A 22,848-nucleotide genomic window follows, 5' to 3' on the forward strand; every position below is an offset into this window, starting at 1 on the left:
TCCGCGTCTCCCCGGCGTCCATCACAGGCGGCGCCCCGTCATCCGGGCCGCCGACGCGATCGTCGCGCGGGCCTCGCGCTCGGGCAGGCCGGTGTGGAGGGCGGCCTCGACCAGGGGGTCGGTGAGGGCGGGGCCGATGCCGTTCTCGTAGGCGCGGCAAGCCGCCCAGAACAGGCGGGTGTTGCGCTGGCCCTCGTGGGCGGTGAGGACGAAGTGGACCAGGCCCCGGCCGTGGTCGCCGGTGTGCGGCGGCGCTGCCTGGTGGTCGGTGCGGGGCGGGGGCATGAGCAGCCGGAGCAGGGCCGGCGAGCAGGCGGCGGGGGCGAGGCGGGCGGTGCCGGGAGCGGTGCCGTAGACGCCGTGGTCGGTGCGGGAGCCGGGGCCGACAAGGTAGCCGCCGGCGCCCCGGATGTCGATGCCGGGCGCGAGCCGGCCGGCGGAGTTGGGGACGACGACGTCGGGCGGGCCGGTCAGCCACAGGTGCCGTCCGCCGCTGGGAGTGAGGACGACGACGGTCTCGGGGATCGTGAACAGGTGCCGCAGGGCCAGCTCGCGCAGGGCGGCGGAGGAGTCGGTGCCGGTCTTGGTGTCGAGGTCGACGCCGATGAGGTGGTGCGGGGGCAGCCCGCACGCGATGCCGTAGCCGGTGGCCCAGGGCGCGGCGGCGAACAGCTCGCGGATGCGGACGGGGTCGGTGGAGGCGTCGTAGACGCCGTGGCCGAAGCGGCCGCACTCGCCGTGGCAGGGCGGTCCCACGGGGCCGGTGCCGTCGCGGTGCGGGGAGCGCAGGGCCGGGAGTTTCGTCCGGGACAGGGGGATGACGGCCAGTCCGCGTTCGGCGGCTGACAGGGCGTGTGCGAGGGCCAGCGTCGTGGCCTGCCGGTCGATGGTGGCCATGCCTCCATGTTCGTACGCACGTTCGAAAAAGGGAAGAGGGGTCGGCCGTGACGCGCCGTGCGGGGGCGAATTGGCCGGAAAAGTGCGGGAACGATTCCTCACTTGTGCCGCTTGGGGAATGAAGGTCCGTCCTGCCCATTCCTGTGGCGAGAACCATCTAAAAATGGCGATAGGGGTTTATCGACTTGTCATCACGCTTGCGTGCTAATCGCGGCTTCCGGTGTGGTTCGCCGGGGATTCGGTGGGCAACTCTGGATTCGCGACGTCGTCCACGAAGTCGAGGCGGTCGGCCAACTGCCTTGACGCAAGCCGTAGTTCACGTACTTCCGGCCGCTTGGGCCTGAGTGCTTGGTTCTGGAGGAACAACATGGCAAGCATCCGTACCGCCCGCGTTCTCGCCGCCGTCTCCGCTCTGCCGCTCGCAGCCGCCCTGTTCACGGGCGTGGCGGCCGCGGACAACGGCGCCATCGCGGACGACGGATCGAACGCGGGCGTGGCCAGCGTCATCGGCAGCGGGGTCGGCCGCAACAACAACGGAAACTCGTCCACCACCCAGCAGAACGCGGTCGGTTCCGGCGCCTCGAACCAGAGCAACACCGCGCAGGTGAGGGGCTCCGCGTGGACCGCCATCCAGCAGGGCAACGAGAACGTGGCCATCCACTTCACCCCCCTGTGGTGGTGACCCTCGGCTGAGGGGCCTCGTGGGGAGGGCCCTCGTGGGGTGTGCTTCGGGGTTGTCACGCGTCGGCGCGGCGGTACTTCGGTACCGCCGCGCAGGCGTTTCCCGGTGCCTGGCTCGCGGGCCGACGGGTTCCTTGACAGAAGCCAGAATCTGACGGACAGTCAGAAACCTGTTCCGTCGGGTGGTGAGGGGGCCGCGGTGGGCGGTGGACCGGACGAGCTGGGGGCGCGGCTCAAGGCGTACGAGGGGCGGCCCGCCGCCGTGACCGGCGTCGGCAAGGACCCGGTGAACGCGCCGATGATCCGGCACTGGTGCGAGGCGATGGGCGACACCAACCCGGCCTACACGGGCCCCGACGCCATCGCCCCGCCCACCATGCTCCAGGCCTGGACGATGAGCGGCCTCGGCGGCCACCAGAGTCGCACCGGCGCCTACGACGAACTCCTGGGCCTGCTCGACGCGTCGGGCTGTACGTCCGTGGTGGCGACCGACTGCGAGCAGGAGTACCTGCGGCCCCTGCGCCCGGGCGACGAGGTCACCTTCGACACGGTGATCGAGTCGGTCTCCGGCCGCAAGACCACCAAGCTGGGAACGGGCTACTTCGTCACGACCCGCACGGACGTCCGGGTGGACGGCGAACCGGTGGGCACGCACCGCTTCCGCATCCTCAAGTACGCCCCGGCCCGGCGCAGTACGGCGAAGGCCCGGCGTCCCCGCCCGGTGGTCAACCGGGACAACGCCGGCTTCTGGGAGGGCGTGGCCGAGCACAGGCTCCTCATCCAGCGCTGCGCGCACTGCGGGGCCCTGCGCCACCCGTGGCTGCCGGGCTGCAACGCCTGCGGCTGCCCGGACTGGGACACGGTCGAGGCGACCGGCGAGGGCACGGTCTACTCGTACGTGGTGATGCACCACCCGCCCTTCCCGGCCTTCACGGAATCCGATCACGCCGCCGACGCGGGGGGCCCCTACGCCGTCGGCCTGATCGAACTCGCCGAGGGCGTGCGGATGGTGAGCAATGTCGTGGGGGTGCCGTACGACAAGGTGCGCATCGGGCTGCCGGTGCGAGTGGAGTTCCAGACCCCCGACGAGGAGCTGACGGTACCGGTGTTCCGGGTGGTGGAGCGGTGATGCGGGCCGGCGAGCAGTTGCCCCCGCTGGAGATCCCGGTCACGCGCACCCTCATCGTGGCCGGCGCGATCGCCTCCCGGGACTACCAGGACGTGCACCACGACCCGGAGCTGGCCCGGCGGCGCGGCTCCCCGGACGTGTTCATGAACATCCTGACCACGAACGGCCTGGTCGGCCGGTACATCACCGACCACTTCGGCCCCGCGGCCACGCTGCGCAAGGTGGCCATCCGGCTGGGGGCGCCCAACCACCCGGGGGACACGATGGTGCTGACCGGCAGGATCGAGGAGGTCGACGGCGACACCGTGACCGTGCGCGTCACCGGCACCAACGGCATCGGCACGCATGTGAGCGGCACGGTGACACTCACGGTCAGGGAGGTCACCCCATGAGCCGTACGGAGGTCACCCCATGAGCCTGCGCACCCGCGACACCCTGGGCGGCCGGGCCGCGATCGTCGGCATCGGGGCCACCGAGTTCTCCAAGGACTCCGGGCGCAGCGAGCTGCGGCTGGCGGTGGAGGCGGTACGGGCCGCGCTGGACGACGCGGGGCTCGTTCCCGGAGACGTGGACGGCCTGGTGACGTTCACGATGGACACCAGCCCGGAGATCACGGTGGCCCAGGCCTGCGGGATGGGCGAGCTGTCGTTCTTCTCCCGCGTCCACTACGGCGGCGGGGCGGCCTGCGCGACCGTCCAGCAGGCGGCGCTCGCGGTGGCGACGGGTGTCGCGGAGGTGGTGGTCTGCTACCGGGCCTTCAACGAGCGGTCGGGCCGCAGGTTCGGTGCGGGCGTGACGCACCGGGAGCCGTCGGCGGAGGGGGTGGCGCTCGGCTGGGCGCTGCCGTTCGGGCTGCTCACCCCGGCCTCCTGGGTGGCGATGGCGGCCCAGCGCTACCTGCACACGTACGGGCTGACCCCGGAGGCGTTCGGGCATGTGGCCGTCGTGGACCGCAAGTGGGCGGCGACGAACCCGGCGGCCTACTTCCACGGCCGCCCGATCACCCTCGCCGAGCACGCCGCCTCCCGCTGGATCGTCGAGCCGCTGCGCCTGCTGGACTGCTGCCAGGAGACGGACGGCGGCCAGGCGCTCGTGGTGACCTCCCTGGAGCGGGCCCGCGACCTGCCCAACCCGCCGGCCGTGATCGCGGCGGCCGCCCAGGGGTCCGGGCGGGCGCAGGAGCAGATGACCAGCTTCTACCGGGACGATCTGACCGGCCTCCCGGAGATGGGCGTGGTCGCCCGCCAGCTGTGGCGGACCTCGGGGCTGGGCCCGGCCGACATCGACGTGGCGATCCTGTACGACCACTTCACCCCGTTCGTGCTGATGCAGCTGGAGGAGTTCGGGTTCTGCGGGAAGGGGGAGGCGGCCGGCTTCGTCGCCGGGGAGCGGCTGCCGCTGAACACGCACGGGGGACAGCTCGGAGAGGCGTACCTGCACGGCATGAACGGCGTGGCGGAGGCGGTGCGCCAGCTGCGCGGCACGGCTGTGAACCAGATCCCCGGGGCGTCCCGGACCCTGGTGACGGCCGGCACCGGGGTGCCCACATCCGGCCTGGTCCTGGCGGCCGACGGCTGACCTCTCAGGGTCGAACCCGCAGAGGAGGCGCACCCGCAGTCCACCTTCAGGAGGTGGGGGCAGCACCACCCCTACAACCTGAGGGGGACTCCCCTTCGGGACCTGGGGCCGATCCGCCACGGCATGGTCCGCTCCTAGCGTGGAGCCATGACCACACCCGTCTGCACCAGCGCCTCGGCCGCCGTCGCCCCAGCGCGGCAGACTCACGCCTACCCGTCCTTCTCCTCGTACGTACGGGCCCGCCAGCCCGTCCTGCTGCGCACCGCGCGCTCGCTGACCGCGAACCCGAGCGACGCCGAGGACCTGCTGCAGACCGCGCTCGCCAAGACGTACGTCGCCTGGGAGCGGATCGAGGACCACCGGGCGCTCGACGGCTATGTGCGCCGGGCGCTGCTCAACACCCGTACCTCGCAGTGGCGCAAGCGCAGAGTCGACGAGTTCGTCTGCGACGAGCTGCCCGAGCCGGAGCCCCTGCCCGGCGGGGACGACCCCGCCGAGCGGCAGGCGCTGCACGACGCCATGTGGCGCGCCATCGCCAAACTCCCCGCGCGGCAGCGGGCCATGGTCGTCCTCAGGTACTACGAGGACCTCAGCGAGGCCCAGACGGCCGATGTGCTCGGGGTGTCGGTGGGCACGGTGAAGTCGGCGGTGTCGCGCGCGCTCGGCAAACTGCGCGAGGACCCTGAGCTGGTACTCGTCCGCTGACCCCGAAAACGGTCGAGTCGCAGTTGCGCACTCCCTAGTGACATACCGCGCGGTATGTGCGCAGAATCAGCGCACCCCTCTACGCAACCCTCTACCGCCGCGTAGGCAACGTCGCCCGGGAGGACCGCCGTGCTGAGCACCATGCAGGACGTACCGCTGCTGATCTCCAGGATCCTGACCCACGGGTCGACGGTCCACGGAACATCGCGGGTCACCACCTGGACCGGTGAGGCCGAGCCCCACCGCCGTACCTTCGCCGAGATCGGCGCCCGTACGGCCCAGCTGGCGCACGCCCTGCGGGACGAGCTCGGCGTCCGGGGCGACGACCGGGTCGCGACGCTCATGTGGAACAACGCCGAGCACGTCGAGGCGTACTTCGCGATCCCCTCCATGGGCGCGGTGCTGCACACCCTCAACCTGCGGCTGCCCGCAGAACAGCTGGCGTGGATCGTCAACCACGCCGCCGACCGCGTGATCATCGTCAACGGCTCGCTGATCCCGCTGCTCGCGCCGCTGCTGCCCAAGCTGCCGACGGTGGAGCACATCGTCGTCTCCGGCCCCGGCGACCGCTCCCCGCTCGCGGAGGCCGGCGCGCGGGTGCACGAGTACGAGGAGCTGATCGCCGGCAAGCCGGAGACGTTCGACTGGCCCGAGCTGGACGAACGCCGGGCCGCCGCCATGTGCTACACCTCCGGCACCACCGGCGACCCCAAGGGCGTGGTGTACAGCCACCGTTCGATCTACCTGCACTCCATGCAGGTCAACATGACCCAGTCGATGGGCCTGACCGACCAGGACACCTCGCTGGTCGTCGTCCCCCAGTTCCACGTCAACGCCTGGGGCCTGCCGCACGCCACCTTCATGACCGGCGTCAACATGCTGATGCCCGACCGCTTCCTGCAGCCCGCCCCGCTCGCCGAGATGATCGAGAGCCAGAAGCCGACGCACGCGGCCGCCGTCCCGACCATCTGGCAGGGCCTGCTCGCCGAACTCACCGCCCGCCCCCGCGACGTCTCCACCCTCGGCCAGGTCACCATCGGCGGCTCCGCCTGCCCGCCCTCCCTGATGGAGGCCTTCGACCGGCTCGGCATGCGCGTCTGCCACGCCTGGGGCATGACGGAGACCTCCCCGCTCGGCACGGTGGCCCGCCCGCCGGCCCACGCGGCCGGCACCGAGGAGGAGTTCGCCTACCGCCTCACCCAGGGCCGCTTCCCGGCGAGCGTCGAGGCGCGCCTCACCGGCCCCGGTGGCGAACGCCTCCCCTGGGACGGCGAGTCGGCCGGCGAGCTGGAGGTCCGCGGCCCCTGGATCGCGGGCGCGTACTACAACGGCCCCGACGCCGAACCCCTGCGCCCCGCCGACAAGTTCAGCGAGGACGGCTGGCTGAAGACCGGCGACGTCGGCATCATCTCCTCCGACGGCTTCCTCACCCTCACCGACCGCGCCAAGGACGTCATCAAGTCCGGCGGCGAGTGGATCTCCTCGGTGGAGCTGGAGAACGCGCTGATGGCCCACCCGGACGTCGCCGAGGCCGCCGTGGTCGCCGTCCCCGACGACAAGTGGGGCGAGCGCCCGCTGGCCACGGTCGTCCTCAAGGAGGGCGCGAGCACCGACTTCGAGACCCTGCGGACCTTCCTCGCCGAGGAGGGCCGCATCGCCCGCTGGCAGCTCCCCGAGCGCTGGACGGTCATCGAGTCCGTGCCGAAGACGAGCGTGGGCAAGTTCGACAAGAAGGTGCTGCGCAGGCAGTACGCGGAGGGCGATCTGGACGTGACGACGCTCTGACCGGCCTGACTCTCTGACCCGCGAGCAGGGCGGGGGCCCGACGGCCCTCGCCCTGTCTGCTCTGTCCGCCCGGTCTGCCTGTCCGCCTAGTTCGTGCCGATCCTCGCCAGCAGGTCCACGATCCGGGTCTGCACCTCGGGGCTGGTGGACCGCTCCGCGAGGAACAGCACCGTCTCGCCCGAGGCCAGCCGCGGCAGTTCGGCCTGGTCGACGGCGGCGGTGTAGACGACCAGCGGGGTGCGGTTGAGCTGCCCGTTCGCGCGCAGCCAGTCGATGATCCCGGTGAACCCGGCCTGCCGCGGGTGCATCTGCATCAGATCCATCACCACGAGGTTCGGCCGGAACTGCCCCGCCAGCGTCACCGCGTCGGCGTCGCTCGCGGCCCGCGCCACCTGCATCCCGCGCCGCTCCAGCGTCGAGGTCAGCGCGAGCGCGATCTCCGCGTGCTCCTCGATCAGCAGCACCCGCGGCGGATGCTGCTCGCTGTCGCGCGGCGCCAGCGCCTTCAGGAGCACGGCGGGATCGGCGCCGTACGCCGCCTCGCGCGTCGCCTGCCCGAGCCCGGCCGTGACCAGCACCGGCACCTCGGCCGCGACGGCCGCCTGCCGCAGCGACTGCAGAGCCGTCCGCGTGATGGGCCCGGTGAGCGGGTCCACGAACAGCGCGGCGGGGAACGCCGCGATCTGCGCGTCGACCTCCTCACGGGAGTTCACGATGACCGGCCGGTAGCCGCGGTCGCTCAGCGCCTGCTGGGTCGTCACGTCCGGCGCGGGCCACACCAGCAGCCGGCGCGGGTTGTCCAGCGGCTCCGGGGGCAGCTCGTCGTCCATCGGCTGCGGGCGCGGGGTGTCCGCGATCTCGACGGCCCCGCCGGGACCGTCCAGCGGCTCGGGCCCCTCGGCGGCGTTCGCGTCCGGAGCCCCTATGGCGTACGACCGCCCGCCGCCCTCGGTGCCCGGGGCGAGCCGGGACTGCCCGGCCAGCGACGGCTGCGCGGGCATCGGTTCGGCCGGCGGGTGCGGACGGGCCGCCTGCTCCGGCTGTGCCTCCGAGCGCGCGGCCGGGTCGGGCGGGGTGCCCAGCTTGCGGCGGCGGCCGGAACCGCCCGGCGCGTGCGGGGGCGGGGTCGCCGTCGGCAGCTGCACCTGCGCGGCCTGCCGGGCGAACGGCACGCCCTGCCCCAGCGTCCGCACGCTGATCGCCCGCCCCTGCGTGGAGTTCGGGTCGACCGCGGCCCCCGAGGCCTCGGCGGGCAACGGCTGCGCGGCCCGCAACGGCCGCACACCGGTGTGCTCCGCGGGCAGCGGGGTACCGGGGGCCGGGGTGGCGGCACCGGGCTGCGGCGCCTGCGGGGCGGGCGTACCCGCGCCGGAGGTGTCGTCGGCGCCGGGCCACTGCTGCGGGACACCGGCCGCGGGGGTACCACCGGCCGGACCCACCGGCACGGCACCGGTACCGGCCTCCGCCGGAAGCGGCTGCGGGGCGGGGGGCTGCTGCGCCTGGGCCGGCAGCGCGGGGGCGGCGGCTTGCGCGGGGATCGGCTGGCCGGGCGGCACCTGCATGGGGATCGGCTGGCCGGCGGTGGCCTGGGCCGGGATGGGCTGACCGGGCGGCATCTGGGCCGGGATCGGCTGGCCGGGAGCGGTCCCCTGTGCGGGAACCGGCTGGCCGGGCATGCCCTGCGCCGGAACAGGTCGGCCGGGAGTCACCGCCTGGGCCGGAACCGGGACGCCCTGACCGGCGGTCCCCTGTGCGGGTACGGCGGCGTGGGCCGACGGCGCCTGCTGACCGGGGGCGGGGGTGGGCATGGCCTGAGCCGCGACACCAGCCTGCGGCGCACCGACGGCCTGAGGCTCGGCACCCGGCTGAGCCACGGGCATCTGCCCAGGCACCTGGGCAGGCATCTGGACGGGGATGCCCTGGCCGGCCGTGCCCTGCGCCGGAATGCCGTGGCCCGGGGTCGGGTGGCCGGGAGCCTGCTGAGCGGCGGCCGCCTGCGGAGCCTGAGTCACCTGACCCGGCCCGCCCTGACCTGGAGTCACCTGTGCGGCACCCGCCTGCACGGGTACACCCGGAGCATCGCCCTGCGCGGCCCCCGCAGGCTGTGCCACGGACCGCCGGCGTCGGCCGGTGGGCGCGGCGGCGGGATGCGGCTGCGGCGGAGTGTGGTCCTCGGACTGGTCGAGCGGTACGGCGTCATGGCGGCCGTCGCCGGAGGTGCCGGCACCCGGCACCGGAGCAGTGGCCGTCGCCGCCTCCGCGGACCCGGGCGAGCGGTCGGCCTCGGCCGGCGGCAGGGCGAAGACCGTACGGCCGCCCGCCTCCTGGGCCTGCGCCTGGGCCTGGGCCCGCTCCGCCGCCGCGGCCAGCGCACGGCGGCGCCGCCCCGTCGGCTGCGCACCTTCGGCCGGGACGAGTTCCCCGTCCGGCCCCGTCCCGTCGCCGCCCGCGACCGCGGGCAGCGCGGGCGGCAGGGCCGCCTGCGGCTCGCCGGAGTCACGCCGGGCGCGCCGTCCTGTGGGCGCGGGCACGCCCTGCGGGGGCACGGCACCGCCGAGCCCCGTACCGGAGGCGGCGGCCCCCGCGGCATGCTCGGCCGCGGTCACCACGGCACCCTCGCTCACGCCGTTCCCGGCCGCACCCGTGCCCTCGCCGGAGGTGCCGGCACCGGTCTCGGCGGAACGCCCGCGCCGCCGCCCGGTGCCGTTCGTACCGTTCGCCGTCGGTTCCGCGTTCTCGATCGCGGCCGGCGCCGGCGCCGGCTCCTCGGCCGCCGCCCCGGCTCGCCGTCGGCGCCGGCCGGTCGGCGCGGTCGCCTCGGCGACACCGTTCGCGGACTCGGCCGCCCCGGGAACCTCGCACTCCAGGAAGGCGTCGGTGGAGGCCCGCCGGGCCCGCCGCCGGCCACCGGGGCCCGGTTCGGCCGGCAGCGCCGGTACGGCACCCTCGGCGGCGGTCCTCGCGCTGTCCGGAATCTGGGCGGCGATCGCGCCGGCGCCGCCCCCGAGCGGCACTTCGAGCACGTACGCGCTGCCGCTCATGCCCGGCACCTCGTGCGTCTGCAGCACACCCCCGTGGGCGCGCACGATCCCGCGCACGATCGGCTCGTGCACCGGGTCGCCGCCGGTGTACGGCCCGCGGACCTCGATGCGCGCGACCTCGCCGCGCTGCGCGGCCGCGACCACGACCGTGTTGTCCATGTAACCGCCCGCCGAGACGGGCGCGTTGCCGGTGGCGTCCACGCCCGCCACGTCCGCGACGAGATGCGCGAGCGCGGTGGCGAGCCGCTGCGGGTCGACCTCGGCCTCGATGGGCGGCGCGTGCACGGCGAACTGCACGCGGCCCGGCCCGATCAGGTCGACGGCCCCGTCGACACCGGCGGCGACGACGGAGTCGAGCATCACCTTCGTCCGGGTGATGTCCTCGGCGCCGGCGTCCAGCCGCTGATAGCCGAGGACGTTGTCGATGAGGGTGGTGATGCGTGAGTAACCGGCCGAGAGGTGGTGCAGCACCTGGTTGGCCTCGGGCCACAGCTGCCCGGCGTCGTCCGCGGCCAGGGCGGCCAGCTCGCGGCGCAGCTCGTCCAGCGGTCCGCGCAGGGAGCCGCCGAGCAGCGTCAGCAACTGCTCGTGCCGCCCGGCGAGGGCCTCGTACCGGTCCTTCTCCCGCTCGGCGAGCGCGGCGTAGCGCTCCTCGCTCGCCGCCATCTCCTCCTGGTGCTGCTCGCGCAGCTCCTCGACCTCGGTGACGTGCTTCTGGCGCAGCGCGGTCAGGTCGGAGGCGTGTTCCTCGGAGAGCCGCTCCAGCTCGTCCGCGTGAGCCTTCTCCTGGGCGGCCTTCTCGTCGGTGAGGGCGTCGTACGGCCGCCGGTCGGTGAAGGTCATGACGGCACCGACGAGCTGGTCGCCGTCGCGCACCGGCGCGGTCGTCAGATCCACCGGGACCTTCTGGTCGCCCTTGGACCACAGCACCTGCCCGCGCACCCGGTGCTTGCGCCCGGAGCGCAGGGTGTCGGCGAGCGGCGACTCGCCGTACGGGAACGGGGATCCGTCCGCACGGGAGTGCAGCACCAGCGTGTGCAGCTCCTTGCCGCCCAGCTCGCCGGCCCGGTATCCCAGGATCTGCGCGGCGGCCGGGTTGACGAGGACGATCCGCCCGTCGGTGTCCGTGCCGACGACACCCTCCGAGGCGGCCCGCAGGATCATCTCGGTCTGCCGCTGCGAGCGGGCCAGCTCGGCCTCGGTGTCGACGGTCCCGGACAGGTCCCGTACGACGATCATCAGCAGCTCGTCGCCGGTGTAGCCGTAACCGTCGTACGCCTGCTGCCCGTTCTCCAGGTTCGCGCTCGTGACCTCGACCGGGAACTCGGTCCCGTCGGTCCGCCGGGCGACCATCCGGGTGGGCTTGGTCCGGCCCCGGGGGTCCATGTGGTCGGGCCGGCGCATGGAGCCGGGGATCAGCCGGGAGTCGAACTGCGGCAGCAGATCGAGCAGCCCGCGCCCGACGAGCGCGGTGCCCGGCGCCTCGAAGGCCTCCAGCGCGATGGTGTTGGCGTTGACGACGGTTCCGTTGGCGTTGACCAGGACCAACGCGTCCGGCAGCGCGTCGAGTATGGCTGCGAGGCGAGCAGCGCCTCGGGATGGCCTGCTGCTCACGAGACGCTTCCTCCCTGTTACCGCACCTTGCCGACCGCTCGGGCCATCTTGCCAACCGGCCCGCGGCGTGTCACGCGAGGGAGTCTAAGGGCACGGGTTGCGCTCGCGATGCCGGATGAGAGGGAGGTCGCACGACAAAGTGACGACGAGCAGATGACCGCACCCTTGCGTCCTGCCGTAACCCGCCACGCACCCCCCACGCACCCCTGTACGGGCTCCCCACCGGCTCCGCGCCGGCCCCGCACGGGCTCCTTGAGACCTCCCCGGGACCTTTACGCGCCGGCGATTCGCGCGCGCCCCGCCGCCCCTGCTCACGCCCCGGACCTAGAGCGGCGAGCCCAAGCTCGGCAGGAAGGGCACCATCCGGTCCCACCGCCCGATCTCGCACCCGTTGGTGCGGTCGTACCGGGCGTCGACCGGGCGCCCGGCCCAGGTGCCGGTGACATGGGCGGTGGCCGGGCCGCCGTAGAGCATGGTGCAGGTGCTGTCGGGGGGCACCGGGGCGAAGGTGTCCTCCCCCCAGCGCGTGTCCGCGTCCAGCACCCGGCAGGCCCCCGACACGTCCGGGTGAGTGCCGCCATCCGGGTGACAGAACAGCTCGTACCTCCCGTCCCGCCCGGGCCCGGCCTGCTCGACGACGACGGTGAGGTGATCACCGGCGCGGTCCTCGGGCCGCAGGGGCGGGGGCGCGGCGGCCGCCGCGGCGGCGGGTACGGCGGTGAGGGCGACCAGGGACACCACGGACGAGACGGCGGCGAGGGACGACGCCAGGGCGCCGCGCGGGACGACCGACATGACAGAGACCATGCCCTGCCCAACGCTCCCGCCGCCCGGCGGTTGCGCCCGACCGCGCACCCCGCCGCCCCGCCGCCCCGCCGGGGCGAAGCCCTTTGCCCTGTGGCCCTCGCGCCTAGTACCGTGGGGGGCGATTGGTGACACCGCGCTCGACTGTGTCATCATCTGCACGCACCAGTCGCGCGCTCGCGTGAGTGGTTGTGCTGGAGGCGTCGCCTAGTCCGGTCTATGGCGCCGCACTGCTAATGCGGTTTGGGCCTTAAAGCCCATCGAGGGTTCAAATCCCTCCGCCTCCGCACCTGATCCCGAAGCCCCGGTCCCCAGGACCGGGGCTTCGGCGTTCTCCGGTTCCTGCCCCCCACTGACCTCACTGACCATTCGTTGTCCGCTCGATCGACGTTTTCGCAGGTCACAAAGGGTGTGCGAATCGGATTTCACATGACGGCGGCAGTCATGTAATGTTCTTCCTGTCGCCGCGAGCGGGCCGGAAGGGCCGGGAGCGGAGACAGAAAACAAAAGAACAAGCACTCGTAGCTTAACGGATAGAGCATCTGACTACGGATCAGAAGGTTGCAGGTTCGAATCCTGCCGAGTGCACACAGAACAGAGGCCCCGGAGAGATCCGGGGCCTCTGGCTTTTTGCCTCGGCGGCAGCGACCGTCAGGAGCGGTCGTCGAACTCGTCCCGGATGTCGTCGAGCTGCCGGCCGCGCTCCTGGGCCTGCTGCTGACCCCGCTGCGACTTCTCCTGGGCCTGCTGCTGACCCCGCTGCGTCTTCTGCTGGGCCTGCTGCTGGCCCCGCTGGGCCTTCTCCTTGGCCTGCTGCGCCTTCTTCTGCATGTCGTCCTTCATGCCCATCGGGCTCACTCCTTGAGTGGGAGGGGGGAACGACCTCAGGTTCACATCGCCGGACACACATCGCATCTCGGACGGACACGCTACGTAACCGGGTGCCGAGGCGCGGGACCGAGGCCGTCGAGCCCAGGCGGGGGTCTTCATGTCGCCAACGCAGGGATGAGTGGGGGTGGTTGAAGGGAGGGAGTAAGGGGGGTGAGGGGAGGGGGTGAGGGGAGCGAGCTCAGCAGTCCTCTTCGGGGTCGTTCCTGTTCAGCTTCTCCAGGTACTCGTGGGCCAGTGCCGTGGCCCGGGTGAACCAGTCGGTGACGACCGCCAGCTCATCGGGGGAGTATTCGGCGAACAGAGCGGTGAGGCGCTTGTAGTGGCCGGCGTACACCGCCTCGACACGGGTCACCGCGGCCGGTACGGCGGCCACGCGGACCCGGCGGCGGTCGGCGGGGTCGGGGCGGCGGGTGACGTAGCCGGCGCGTTCGAGGCGGTTGAGGATGCCGGTCACCGCGCCCGTGGTGACGTGCGCGCGGGCCGCGAGGTCGCCGGCCGTGAGCAGGTCCTCGCCCGCCTCCAGGACGAAGGCGAAGCAGGTGAGGTCGGTGACGTTCAGGCCCAGCCGCCGGGCCAGCTCCTGCTGGCCGATCAGGTGGGCGGCGATGAGGTGGTCCATCGCCGTCAGCGCCTGCGCCGGGGTGGCGGGCGGTCGGGCCGTGCTGTCCATCTTCCTTCTTCCTCAATCCCTTAGTTCGTGAGATATTCGGGGAGGTGAATCTCTTAGTTCGTGAGAGGTCTTGGGTCCAGGGGTCCTGGGAGGGCTGGTACATGAGTCTGTACGACGAGGGTCACACGATCGCCGGCTGGACCGGCTTCGGCATTGCCATAGTTGGAAGCGCTGGGGTGGGAGCGGGGGTGGTCATGGCCTCCGTACCGGCCCTCGTGGGCGGGCTGGTGATCACGGCCGGGAGCGTCCTGGTCACCTGGATCCTCCACCTCACCGGCTGGGGCAAGCCGCCGGGCGTACGGCCCCGGGACCAGTGGGGCATGCGGCTCCGGGACACCCAGGCCCGGGAGGGGCATCCCGGGTGCGTGGGGTGCCGGCTGGCGGGACGGGGGCGGCGGGTGGAGTCCCCGGTGCCTGGGGCGATTCCTGCCGAATCGATACCTCTGTCACCTATCGAGTGAACGTACTGTCTGCGAACGGTAGTTGCTGATCGTCGCCTCTAGCTTCCGGAGTGGAGGTGATGCTCGATGCACGAGCAGAACGACACGCCGCCGGACCAGTCGGCGGCAGGCACTCAGGACGCGATCGACATCAACGACTTCGTGTTCGCGGCCACAGGGGCGCGGGTGCGGAGGCTGACCACGCCGGAGGGGGAGCACTGGTTCCCGGCGGTGGACGTGGCCGTCCATCTCGGGTACGCAAACACGCGGCAAGCCTTGTTGTGGCACGTTGCAGCGGATTGCACGAAGCGGCTCAGTGAGATTGCAGAAGGCGTCTGTGGACCAACCACTTTGCGCAAACTCGCAGGTCACAGGCTCCAGCGGTCGATGAAGCTGGTGAACCTGAAGGGGATCATCCAGCTCGTCAATGGATGCACCAAGCCCGAGTGCGCGCCCTTCAAGGCGTGGGTCAGCGAGGTCATCGAGACCCTTCAGCGCGACGGCTCCTACAGTCTCGACCCCGCACCCGTGCAACCCGCACCCACCGGGGGCACCGCCTACCTCATGCCCCAGCAGGTCGCCGACGCGATCGTCCGGCTGGAGGAGCGGAACATCCAGGCGGACGAGGGGCTGGCGATCGCGCAGCTGGAGCGGATCGAGCAGATGCGCCGTACCAACGGCCTGCTCGGGCGCATCGCGGACTCCCTCGATCTGATCGCCGACCGGCTGCGGCCGCCCACCGGCACTCAGCCGACCGAGCCCACCATGACTCCCCAGCAGCTCCTCGCCTCCTGGCGGGCGAGGAACCTCGTCGTCACCGAGGACGTGCACGCCGTCGCCGCCTACCTCGCCCCGGCACTGGTGCGCGGGCCGGTGCACTGCCGGCTGGAGGAGGTCGCGGACCGTACGGGGCTCACGCTCGACCGGGTCCATGACTGCGTGCGCATGCTGATCAAGCGGGGTTGCATGCGGCAGTCGGGGATCGTGGCGGAAGGGGTGCCCGTGTACGTGCTGCCGTAGCGTCGGTCCGATGGGAAAGGCCCGAAGTCGCAAAACGAGGTTGCGGCTTCGGGCCTTCGCCCACCTTACGCCTCTTCGCCGCCCGGACCCGTTGTCAGACCCGACCCATACCCTGATGAGTGATGGCACACCTGTGGAAGTGCTCGGGACTGCGCTGGTCGCCCGATGGTCCCGTGCTGGTCTGGGACGGCGGGCGGCGCAGTGTGCTGCCGTGGGGGAAGCGGATCGGGTTCGCGGTGCCGGAAGGGGGTGTGCGGACGTGCGTCGGGGCGCGGGGGCATGCCTGTCCGGTGCGGGCCGTGGTGTCGGGGCGGAGCACGGGGGCCCGGTGCGAGGAGTGTGCGCGGCTGGACCGGGCGCACTCCGTGGCCGCCGACACGATCGCGGATGATCCGCGGCCGTATCGGGTCTACCTGGCGTGGTTCGGGCCCGGCATGGTCAAGGTCGGCATCACCGCCGTCGAGCGCGGCTCGGCGCGCCTGCTCGAACAGGGTGCCGTCTGTTTCTCCTGGCTGGGTACCGGTCCGCTGATGGCAGCCCGCCGCACCGAGGAGCTGCTGCGGGCCGCTCTCCAGGTGCCGGACCGGATTCCGTACGCCGAGAAGCGGGCCGTGCGGGCTGCGCTGCCGGAGAGGGAGGCCGAGCGGGTCGCCGAGGTACGGGAGTTGCACGCGCGGGCCGTCGTACTCGAGGGGTGGCCTGAGTCATTGATCCATGAGCCGTGTCAAGCCGTCGACCATGTGGGGGCGTTCGGGCTCGCGGGCGTACCCGCGGCGGTCGGTGATGTCGTGGAGCTGGTGCCGGGCGGGGCCGTGAGCGGTGAGCTGGTCGCGGCCGCCGGGCCCGATCTGCATCTCGCGGTCGCCGGACGCGGGGTCGTCGTCCTCGACACGCGGTTGCTCACCGGGTGGGAGCTGGCCCCGCTGCCGACGGAGGACGCCGAATTCGCCGTTCCGGTGCGGGAGTTCAGGAGAGCGGAGCAGCAGGACGGGTTGTTCTGACGTCGTGGGCAGCCCGAAGGTCAAGACTTGGATCCCGTACGGATCCCTTTGGGCAAGGTCCATGGACCGGCCGCACCCCCGCCGGTCATCGTGGGCGACATGAGCGATCAGCCTCTTGCCACTGACACTCCTATGCCCACTTCCGCCTTTGAACCCCCGTACTACGCGGTCGTGTTCACCTCTTCCCGCACCGACCACGACCCCGAAGGCTACGACCGCACCGCCGCCCGTCTCTCCGCCCTCGTGCGGGACATCCCCGGCTTCCTCGGTGAGGACTTCGCCCGCAGCCCTGGTGGACTCGCCATCTCCGTCGCCTACTTCCGGGATCTGGCCGGCATCGAGGAGTGGCGGCGGCATCCCGAGCACCTGGAGGCCAAGCGGCGTGGGCGTGAGCGGTGGTACGAGCGGTACGCGATCCACATCGCCCGGGTCGAGCACAGTCACGCGTACAAGCGGGAGTGAGCCCTTCTCAGGAACTCCCTGGAACTCCCTGAGAACCCCCTGTGTGTTTCTCAGGGAATTCACAGATTGCGGAAAGTCTCTTCTCAGAGGTCCCCGACAGGGTGTCCACCATGACCACGACCTCGCCCCAGGGGCGCACCGAACTGCTGAGGCCGGACGGGAGCCCCGTCCGCGTGCTTGTGGTGGACGACGAGTTGTCGATCACCGAACTCCTGAGCATGGCTCTTCGTTACGAGGGCTGGCAGATCAGGAGTGCGGGGGACGGGCACGGGGCCGTACAGACCGCCCGTGAGTTCCGGCCCGACGCAGTCGTCCTGGACATGATGCTGCCCGACATGGACGGGCTGGCCGTTCTCGGGCGGCTGCGGCGCGAGCTGCCGGACGTGCCCGTCCTCTTCCTCACCGCCAAGGACGCGGTCGAGGACCGGATCGCCGGGCTCACCGCCGGCGGGGACGACTACGTCACCAAGCCGTTCAGCCTGGAGGAGGTCGTGGCGCGGCTGCGCGGGCTGATACGGCGGTCCGGCGCCGCCGACCGGCGGTCCGACTCCGTGCTGGTCGTGGGCGACCTGACCCTGGACGAGGACAGCCACGAGGTCTCGCGGGCCGGGGAGAACATCCACCTGACCGCCACCGAGTTCGAGCTGCTGCGGTTCCTGATGCGCAATCCGCGCCGCGTGCTCAGCAAGGCACAGATCCTGGACCGCGTGTGGTCGTACGACTTCGGCGGGCAGGCCAATGTGGTCGAGCTGTACATCTCGTATCTCCGCAGGAAGATCGACGCCGGGCGAGAGCCGATGATCCACACTCGGCGCGGCGCCGGTTATCTGATCAAGCCCGCCGTCTCATGAGCGGGCGGCGACGGCCGCGTCCGCAACAGCGACGAGCGGGGCGAGCGGAACACCCAAGACGCCGGGGGCGTGCCGCGCAGCCGCGCACCCTGCGGACGCGGCTCGTCGTCGCGTCCGTGGTGCTGATCGCCGTGGTGTGCGCGGTGATCGGCACCGTGACCACGCTGGCCCTGCGGTCGCATCTGTACGCGCAGCTGGACGGCGGGCTGCACGAGGCCGCCCGGCGCGTGTCCGGCGACTTCGGCCCACCCGGCCAGGGCAAGACCGGTCTGCCCGGCGCCCAGCAGAACGGCCGGGCCGACGAGGAGACGAACCTCTCCGAGTTCGTCGTGCACGGCCCGCAGCCGCAGTACACGATCATCGCCAAGGTCCGCAGCGGCGCCGCGGCCGAGGGCAAGGTCGGTTACAAGTCCACCGACACCCTCCAGATGAGCGCCAAGTCCCTCGGCCGCGCCCAGCTGGCCGTCCTCGACTCCGTCGTACGGGACCGGAAACCGCACACCGTGGACGTGCCGGGACTCGGGTCCTACCGCGTCGAGTACGCCTCCGGCCCCGGCGGCGACTACTACGTCGGCTTCCCCACCAAGGAGACCGACGGCACCATCAACGCGCTCATCCTCATCGAGGTCAGCGTCACCGTCGCCGGGCTCGTCGCCGCCGGTATCGCCGGGACCGTCATCGTCGGCGTGGCCACCCGCCCCCTCCGCAGGGTCGCCGCCACCGCCACCCGTGTCTCCGAACTCACCCTGCACACCGGCGAGGTGAACCTCAGCGAACGCGTCCCGGAGTCGGAATGCGACCCGCACACCGAGGTCGGCCAGGTCGGTGCCGCGCTCAACCGGATGCTCGACCACGTCCACGGCGCCCTGCACGCCCGGCAGCAGAGCGAGACGCGGGTACGGCAGTTCGTCGCCGACGCCAGCCACGAGCTGCGGACCCCGCTCGCCTCCATCCGCGGGTACGCCGAGCTGACCCGGCGCGGCCGGGAGCAGGTCGGGCCCGACACCCGGCACGCCCTCGGGCGGATCGAGTCCGAGGCCGGGCGGATGACCCTCCTGGTCGAGGACCTGCTGCTGCTCGCCCGGCTGGACGCGGGGCGGCCGCTGCAGTTCGAGCAGACCGATCTCGTCCCGCTGGTCGTGGACACCGTCAGCGACGCCCGCGCGGCGGGCCTGGACCACACCTGGCGGCTCGACCTGCCCGACGAGCCCGCCCTCGTCTCCGCCGACGCGGCACGTCTGCAACAGGTGCTGGTCAACCTGCTGGGCAATGCCCGCACCCACACCCCGCCCGGTACGACCGTCACCGCGCGCGTGCAGCGGCGCGGGCCGTGGATGTGCGTCGACGTCGAGGACAACGGGCCGGGGATCCCGCCGGACCTGCTGCCGCACGTCTTCGAGCGGTTCGCGCGCGGGGACTCCGCGCGCTCCCGCGCCACCGGGTCCACCGGTCTGGGCCTCGCCATCGTGCAGGCCGTCGCGGCCGCGCACGGCGGTGCGGTGACCGTGGACAGCGGTCCGGGGCGCACGGTGTTCACCGTGCACCTGCCCGCGCTCGCCCCGGCCACCGTGAACGGGCAACGGCACTCACAGGCACAGCACAGCACCACCACATGGGTGCGACAGGGCAGGTGAGTTGAGTCGGTCCCATGCGAACCGACTCTTCTCCCGGCACCCTGCCGGCGCGGGAGCACCTCCCGGCCGGAGACGCCGGTACGCCTGTCCTGGACGTAGTGATCCCCGTCTACAACGAGGAGAAGGACCTCCAGCCGTGCGTGCTCAGACTGCACGAGCACCTCACGCGCACCTTCCCGTACGCCTTCCGCATCACGGTCGCGGACAACGCGTCCACGGACCGCACCCCGCTGGTGGCGGCACGGCTGGAGGCGGAGATCCCCGAGGTCGCCCACTTCAGGCTGGAGCAGAAGGGCCGCGGGCGTGCCCTGCGGACCGTGTGGTCCGCCTCGGACGCCCCGGTCCTCGCCTACATGGACGTCGACCTGTCCACCGACCTCAACGCCCTGCTCCCGCTGGTGGCACCGCTGATCTCGGGCCACTCCGACCTCGCGATCGGCTCCCGGCTGGCCCGCGCCTCCCGGGTCGTGCGCGGACCCAAGCGGGAGTTCATCAGCCGGACCTACAACCTGATCCTGCGCGGCTCCCTCCAGGCCCGCTTCTCGGACGCGCAGTGCGGCTTCAAGGCGATCCGGCGTGACGTGGCCCAGGTGCTGCTGCCGCTGGTGGAGGACACCGGCTGGTTCTTCGACACCGAGATGCTGGTGCTCGCCGAACGGGCCGGCCTGAGAATCCACGAGGTGCCGGTCGACTGGGTCGACGACCCCGACTCCACCGTGCACATCGTGCGGACGGCCACCGACGACCTCAAGGGCGTGTGGCGCATCGGCAGGGCGCTGGCCACCGGCTCGCTGCCGCTGGACCGGCTCACCCGGCCCTTCGGCGACGACCCGCGCGACCGCGAGATCACGGACGTGCCCAGGGGGCTGGCCCGCCAGCTCGTCGGATTCTGCGTGGTCGGCGGCCTGTCCACCCTCTTCTATCTCCTCCTCTACAGCGTCTTCCGGCAGTTCTCCGGCTCCCAGATCGCCAACGCGCTCGCCCTGCTGGTCTCGGCGGTCGCCAACACGGCCGCCAACCGCCGGCTCACCTTCGGGGTGCGCGGCCGGGGCGGTGCCGTACGGCACCAGGCGCAGGGCCTGGTCGTCTTCGCCATCGGACTCGCCCTGACCAGCGGCTCGCTGGCCGCCCTGAACACGGCCACCGGCAACCCCGCGCACTCCACCGAGCTCGCGGTCCTCATCGCCGCCAACCTCGCGGCGACCGTCCTGCGCTTCCTGCTCTTCCGCGCCTGGGTGTTCCCGGACCAGAGCCCGTCCTCGTACGACACCCAGGCCGTCTACGAGACCCAGGCCGCCTATGACACCCAGGCGGTCTACGGCACCCAGGCCACTTACGACACCCAGGCCACCCTGCGACTGCAGCCGGTGCGCCCTCACGACATCGACCCGGGGGAGTCCCGATGACCACGCACTACGACCCGTCCGCACAGCAGGACGCCCCCGCGGTCTGGGGTCCGCCCACGACCGCTCCTCCGCGGGCCCCCGAGTCGGGCGAGCCCCGGCAGCCCCTCGTGCGGAGACTCTGGCACGGCCGGCCCGAGGACCCGCGCTGGGCGCGTCCGGCCTTCCTCGGCCTGCTGGCGGTCACCCTCGTCACCTACCTGTACAACCTCAGTGCCTCGGGTTACGCCAACTCCTTCTACTCGGCGGCCGTCCAGGCGGGCAGCAGGTCCTGGAAGGCGTTCTTCTTCGGCTCGCTGGACGCGGGCAACGCCATCACCGTCGACAAGCCCTCGGCCTTCATGTGGCCCATGGAGCTGTCGGTCAGGATCTTCGGCCTGAACTCGTGGGCGATCCTCACCCCCGAGGTCCTTATGGGCGTCGGCACGGTGGCGGTCGTGTACGCGGCGGTACGGCGCCGGTTCAGCCCGGCGGCCGGACTGATCGCGGGCGCGGTGCTCGCGCTGACCCCGGTCGCGGCGCTGATGTTCCGGTTCGACAACCCGGACGCGATGCTCGCCCTCCTGATGGCGCTGGCCTGCTATTTCGTCGTACGGGCCGTGGAGGACGGGCGGACGAGGTGGCTGGTCTGGGCGGGGGTGGCGATCGGGTTCGCGTTCCTCGCCAAGACCCTCCAGGCCTTCCTGATCCTGCCGCCGCTGGCGATCGTGTACGCCGTCTGCGGTCCGGTGAAGCCGGTGAAGCGGCTGGCGCAGCTGGGTCTGGCGACCCTCGCGCTGATCGTCTCCGGCGGCTGGTGGGTCGCGGTCGTCGAGCTGTGGCCGGCCTCCTCCCGCCCCTACATCGGCGGTTCGCAGAACAACAGCTTCCTGGAGCTGACCTTCGGCTACAACGGCCTCGGCCGGATCAGCGGCGACGAGACCGGCAGTGTGGGCGGGGGTGGCGGCGGTGGCGGTGGCGCGGCCGGTGCCGGCCGCTGGGGTGTCACGGGCTGGGACCGGATGTTCAACGACGAGATCGGCAGCCAGATCTCCTGGCTGATCCCGGCCGCGCTGATCCTGCTGGTCGCGGGTCTGTGGGCGACCCGCAAGGCGCGGCGTACGTCCGTCACGCGCGCCTCGTTCCTGGTGTGGGGCGGCTCGCTGCTGATCACGATGGTGGTCTTCAGCTACATGGCGGGCATCTTCCACCAGTACTACACGGTGGCCCTCGCCCCCTACGTCGCGGCCGTCACCGGCATGGGCGCCGGGCTGCTGTGGGAGAAGCGGAAGGAGACCTGGGCGTCGCTCACGCTCGCCGCGTCCGTGGTGGCTGCGGCGGCCTGGGGATACGTCCTGCTCAACCGCACCCCCGACTATCTGCCCTGGCTGAAGTGGCTGGTGCTCGTCGGCGGGCTCGCGGCCGCGTTCGGGCTGATCTTCGCCGGTCGCCTCGCGCGGCGGCTCGCTCTCGGTGCGGCGGCGGTGGGCCTGGTGGCCGCGCTGGCCGGTCCGACGGCGTACACCCTCAGCACGGTGAACTCCGCGCACACCGGCTCCATCCCGACGGCCGGTCCGGCGGGCGCGAGCATGATGGGCTTCGGCGGCGGCCGCCCCGGGGGCGGCAACGGCGGCGGAATGCCCGGCGGCTTCGGCGGCGGTATGCCGGGCCGGCAAGGTCAGCAGGGCCAGCAGAACGGCAACGGGAACATGCCGGGTCAGGGTCAGGGTCAGGGACAGGGCTTCCCGGGCGGAGGCCTGCCGGGCCAGAACGGCAATGCCCAGGGCCAAGGCCGGAACCAGCAGAACGGCAACGGCTTCCCGGGCCCCGGAGCCCTGGGCGAAGGCGGCCGGATGGGCGGCGCCGGTGGTGCCGGCGGCCTGCTGAACGGCGCGAACGTCAGTTCCGCGGCCAAGAAGCTGCTGGAGAAGAACGCCGGGGACTACACCTGGGCCGCCGCCTCCATCGGCTCCCAGAACGCCGCGAGCTACCAACTCGCCACCGGTGAGCCGGTGATGGCGATCGGCGGCTTCAACGGCACCGACCCGTCCCCGACGCTCGCCCAGTTCAAGCAGTACGTGGCGGACGGAAGGATCCACTACTTCATCGCGGGCGGCGGCTTCGGCGGCGGCGGTGGCGGCAACAGCGGCAACAGCGGCACCGGGTCGCAGATCAGCTCGTGGGTCGAGAGCACCTTCAAGAAGGTGACCGTCGGCTCGGCCACGTTCTACGACCTGACCCGGAAAGCGAGCGGCTGAGCGCA

At 72.3% G+C, this 22,848-nt stretch carries 19 protein-coding genes and 2 tRNA genes; 16 read left to right on the plus strand and 5 right to left on the minus strand.

What is annotated here, in order from left to right:
* Positions 1–21: 21 nt before the first annotated feature.
* Entirely contained in the window at positions 22–897 is an 876-nt protein-coding gene (locus ABZ865_RS18120) for a bifunctional DNA primase/polymerase (protein ID WP_361231007.1), read from the minus strand.
* 367 nt (positions 898–1,264) lie between these two features.
* Here ABZ865_RS18120 and ABZ865_RS18125 point away from each other — a divergent pair, with 367 nt between their 5' ends.
* The 6 genes from ABZ865_RS18125 to ABZ865_RS18150 all read left to right on the plus strand — a co-directional run bounded on the left by ABZ865_RS18125 (position 1,265) and on the right by ABZ865_RS18150 (position 6,775).
* Entirely contained in the window at positions 1,265–1,579 is a 315-nt protein-coding gene (locus tag ABZ865_RS18125; protein ID WP_361231009.1) for a hypothetical protein, read from the plus strand.
* 198 nt (positions 1,580–1,777) lie between these two features.
* Positions 1,778–2,707: an OB-fold domain-containing protein gene (locus ABZ865_RS18130; RefSeq protein WP_361231011.1), complete on the plus strand. Its 930-nt coding sequence runs from the start codon at positions 1,778–1,780 to the stop codon at positions 2,705–2,707.
* Complete coding sequence (locus ABZ865_RS18135; RefSeq protein ID WP_361231013.1) at positions 2,707–3,099, plus strand: MaoC family dehydratase; 393 nt, start codon at positions 2,707–2,709, stop codon at positions 3,097–3,099. Before ABZ865_RS18130 ends, ABZ865_RS18135 begins: the two co-directional genes overlap by 1 nt.
* A gap of 19 nt (positions 3,100–3,118) precedes the next feature.
* Positions 3,119–4,285, plus strand: coding sequence for a lipid-transfer protein (locus ABZ865_RS18140; protein ID WP_361231015.1), 1,167 nt, complete (start codon positions 3,119–3,121; stop codon positions 4,283–4,285).
* A gap of 147 nt (positions 4,286–4,432) precedes the next feature.
* The gene (locus ABZ865_RS18145; protein WP_361231017.1) at positions 4,433–4,990 is read left to right on the plus strand and encodes a SigE family RNA polymerase sigma factor; all 558 of its coding nucleotides are present in this window, start codon (positions 4,433–4,435) and stop codon (positions 4,988–4,990) included.
* 129 nt (positions 4,991–5,119) lie between these two features.
* Positions 5,120–6,775 carry a long-chain fatty acid--CoA ligase gene (locus ABZ865_RS18150; protein WP_361231019.1) on the plus strand — a complete coding sequence of 552 codons (1,656 nt, stop codon included), beginning with the start codon at positions 5,120–5,122 and terminating at the stop codon, positions 6,773–6,775.
* An 86-nt stretch (positions 6,776–6,861) separates the two neighbouring features.
* Here ABZ865_RS18150 and ABZ865_RS18155 read toward each other — a convergent pair whose 3' ends face one another.
* A complete protein-coding gene (locus ABZ865_RS18155; protein ID WP_361231021.1) occupies positions 6,862–11,430 on the minus strand; it encodes a PAS domain-containing protein in 4,569 nt (1,522 codons plus the stop codon).
* Positions 11,431–11,754: 324 nt separating this feature from the next.
* Entirely contained in the window at positions 11,755–12,225 is a 471-nt protein-coding gene (locus tag ABZ865_RS18160) for an SSI family serine proteinase inhibitor (protein ID WP_361231024.1), read from the minus strand.
* A gap of 205 nt (positions 12,226–12,430) precedes the next feature.
* Between ABZ865_RS18160 and ABZ865_RS18165 the strand changes: the two genes are divergently transcribed.
* Positions 12,431–12,521, plus strand: a tRNA-Ser gene (locus ABZ865_RS18165).
* 228 nt (positions 12,522–12,749) lie between these two features.
* Positions 12,750–12,822 (plus strand) — tRNA-Arg (locus tag ABZ865_RS18170).
* 63 nt (positions 12,823–12,885) lie between these two features.
* Here ABZ865_RS18170 and ABZ865_RS18175 read toward each other — a convergent pair.
* Together ABZ865_RS18175 and ABZ865_RS18180 are read right to left on the minus strand one after the other, a co-directional pair.
* Positions 12,886–13,083 (minus strand): hypothetical protein, encoded by a 198-nt coding sequence (locus ABZ865_RS18175; RefSeq protein WP_361231026.1) that lies wholly within the window; start codon positions 13,081–13,083, stop codon positions 12,886–12,888.
* 220 nt (positions 13,084–13,303) lie between these two features.
* Positions 13,304–13,795: a helix-turn-helix domain-containing protein gene (locus tag ABZ865_RS18180; protein WP_361231028.1), complete on the minus strand. Its 492-nt coding sequence runs from the start codon at positions 13,793–13,795 to the stop codon at positions 13,304–13,306.
* A gap of 101 nt (positions 13,796–13,896) precedes the next feature.
* Here ABZ865_RS18180 and ABZ865_RS18185 point away from each other — a divergent pair, with 101 nt between their 5' ends.
* The 8 genes from ABZ865_RS18185 to ABZ865_RS18220 all read left to right on the plus strand — a co-directional run bounded on the left by ABZ865_RS18185 (position 13,897) and on the right by ABZ865_RS18220 (position 22,843).
* Positions 13,897–14,256 (plus strand): HGxxPAAW family protein, encoded by a 360-nt coding sequence (locus ABZ865_RS18185; RefSeq protein ID WP_361231030.1) that lies wholly within the window; start codon positions 13,897–13,899, stop codon positions 14,254–14,256.
* Positions 14,257–14,322: 66 nt separating this feature from the next.
* On the plus strand, positions 14,323–15,255 hold the full coding sequence (locus ABZ865_RS18190; protein ID WP_361231032.1) for a Bro-N domain-containing protein: 933 nt from the start codon (positions 14,323–14,325) through the stop codon (positions 15,253–15,255).
* Positions 15,256–15,377: 122 nt separating this feature from the next.
* On the plus strand, positions 15,378–16,256 hold the full coding sequence (locus ABZ865_RS18195; protein WP_361231034.1) for a DUF2797 domain-containing protein: 879 nt from the start codon (positions 15,378–15,380) through the stop codon (positions 16,254–16,256).
* A gap of 132 nt (positions 16,257–16,388) precedes the next feature.
* The gene (locus tag ABZ865_RS18200; RefSeq protein WP_361231036.1) at positions 16,389–16,718 is read left to right on the plus strand and encodes an antibiotic biosynthesis monooxygenase; all 330 of its coding nucleotides are present in this window, start codon (positions 16,389–16,391) and stop codon (positions 16,716–16,718) included.
* A gap of 110 nt (positions 16,719–16,828) precedes the next feature.
* Complete coding sequence (locus ABZ865_RS18205; RefSeq protein ID WP_361231038.1) at positions 16,829–17,569, plus strand: response regulator transcription factor; 741 nt, start codon at positions 16,829–16,831, stop codon at positions 17,567–17,569.
* Positions 17,566–19,203 (plus strand): HAMP domain-containing sensor histidine kinase, encoded by a 1,638-nt coding sequence (locus ABZ865_RS18210; protein WP_361231040.1) that lies wholly within the window; start codon positions 17,566–17,568, stop codon positions 19,201–19,203. The genes ABZ865_RS18205 and ABZ865_RS18210 overlap by 4 nt, the downstream gene beginning before the upstream one ends.
* 14 nt (positions 19,204–19,217) lie before the next feature.
* Positions 19,218–20,609 carry a bifunctional glycosyltransferase family 2/GtrA family protein gene (locus tag ABZ865_RS18215; RefSeq protein ID WP_361231042.1) on the plus strand — a complete coding sequence of 464 codons (1,392 nt, stop codon included), beginning with the start codon at positions 19,218–19,220 and terminating at the stop codon, positions 20,607–20,609.
* Positions 20,606–22,843, plus strand: coding sequence for a glycosyltransferase family 39 protein (locus tag ABZ865_RS18220; protein WP_361231044.1), 2,238 nt, complete (start codon positions 20,606–20,608; stop codon positions 22,841–22,843). Before ABZ865_RS18215 ends, ABZ865_RS18220 begins: the two co-directional genes overlap by 4 nt.
* Positions 22,844–22,848: the final 5 nt, after the last annotated feature.

Origin of the sequence: Streptomyces sp. NPDC047085 (assembly GCF_040643735.1) — a bacterium.
Taxonomy (GTDB): domain Bacteria; phylum Actinomycetota; class Actinomycetes; order Streptomycetales; family Streptomycetaceae; genus Streptomyces.

Excerpts from the sequence above, each read along its gene's own strand:
- ABZ865_RS18120 (WP_361231007.1), bottom strand. The coding sequence starts at position 897 with ATGGCCACCATCGACCGGCAGGCCACGACGCTGGCCCTCGCACACGCC.
- ABZ865_RS18125 (WP_361231009.1), top strand. The coding sequence starts at position 1,265 with ATGGCAAGCATCCGTACCGCCCGCGTTCTCGCCGCCGTCTCCGCTCTG.
- ABZ865_RS18135 (WP_361231013.1), top strand. The coding sequence starts at position 2,707 with ATGCGGGCCGGCGAGCAGTTGCCCCCGCTGGAGATCCCGGTCACGCGC.
- ABZ865_RS18140 (WP_361231015.1), top strand. The coding sequence starts at position 3,119 with ATGAGCCTGCGCACCCGCGACACCCTGGGCGGCCGGGCCGCGATCGTC.
- ABZ865_RS18145 (WP_361231017.1), top strand. The coding sequence starts at position 4,433 with ATGACCACACCCGTCTGCACCAGCGCCTCGGCCGCCGTCGCCCCAGCG.
- ABZ865_RS18160 (WP_361231024.1), bottom strand. The coding sequence starts at position 12,225 with ATGTCGGTCGTCCCGCGCGGCGCCCTGGCGTCGTCCCTCGCCGCCGTC.
- ABZ865_RS18175 (WP_361231026.1), bottom strand. The coding sequence starts at position 13,083 with ATGGGCATGAAGGACGACATGCAGAAGAAGGCGCAGCAGGCCAAGGAG.
- ABZ865_RS18180 (WP_361231028.1), bottom strand. The coding sequence starts at position 13,795 with ATGGACAGCACGGCCCGACCGCCCGCCACCCCGGCGCAGGCGCTGACG.
- ABZ865_RS18185 (WP_361231030.1), top strand. The coding sequence starts at position 13,897 with ATGAGTCTGTACGACGAGGGTCACACGATCGCCGGCTGGACCGGCTTC.
- ABZ865_RS18190 (WP_361231032.1), top strand. The coding sequence starts at position 14,323 with ATGCACGAGCAGAACGACACGCCGCCGGACCAGTCGGCGGCAGGCACT.
- ABZ865_RS18195 (WP_361231034.1), top strand. The coding sequence starts at position 15,378 with ATGGCACACCTGTGGAAGTGCTCGGGACTGCGCTGGTCGCCCGATGGT.
- ABZ865_RS18200 (WP_361231036.1), top strand. The coding sequence starts at position 16,389 with ATGCCCACTTCCGCCTTTGAACCCCCGTACTACGCGGTCGTGTTCACC.
- ABZ865_RS18205 (WP_361231038.1), top strand. The coding sequence starts at position 16,829 with ATGACCACGACCTCGCCCCAGGGGCGCACCGAACTGCTGAGGCCGGAC.
- ABZ865_RS18210 (WP_361231040.1), top strand. The coding sequence starts at position 17,566 with ATGAGCGGGCGGCGACGGCCGCGTCCGCAACAGCGACGAGCGGGGCGA.
- ABZ865_RS18215 (WP_361231042.1), top strand. The coding sequence starts at position 19,218 with ATGCGAACCGACTCTTCTCCCGGCACCCTGCCGGCGCGGGAGCACCTC.
- ABZ865_RS18220 (WP_361231044.1), top strand. The coding sequence starts at position 20,606 with ATGACCACGCACTACGACCCGTCCGCACAGCAGGACGCCCCCGCGGTC.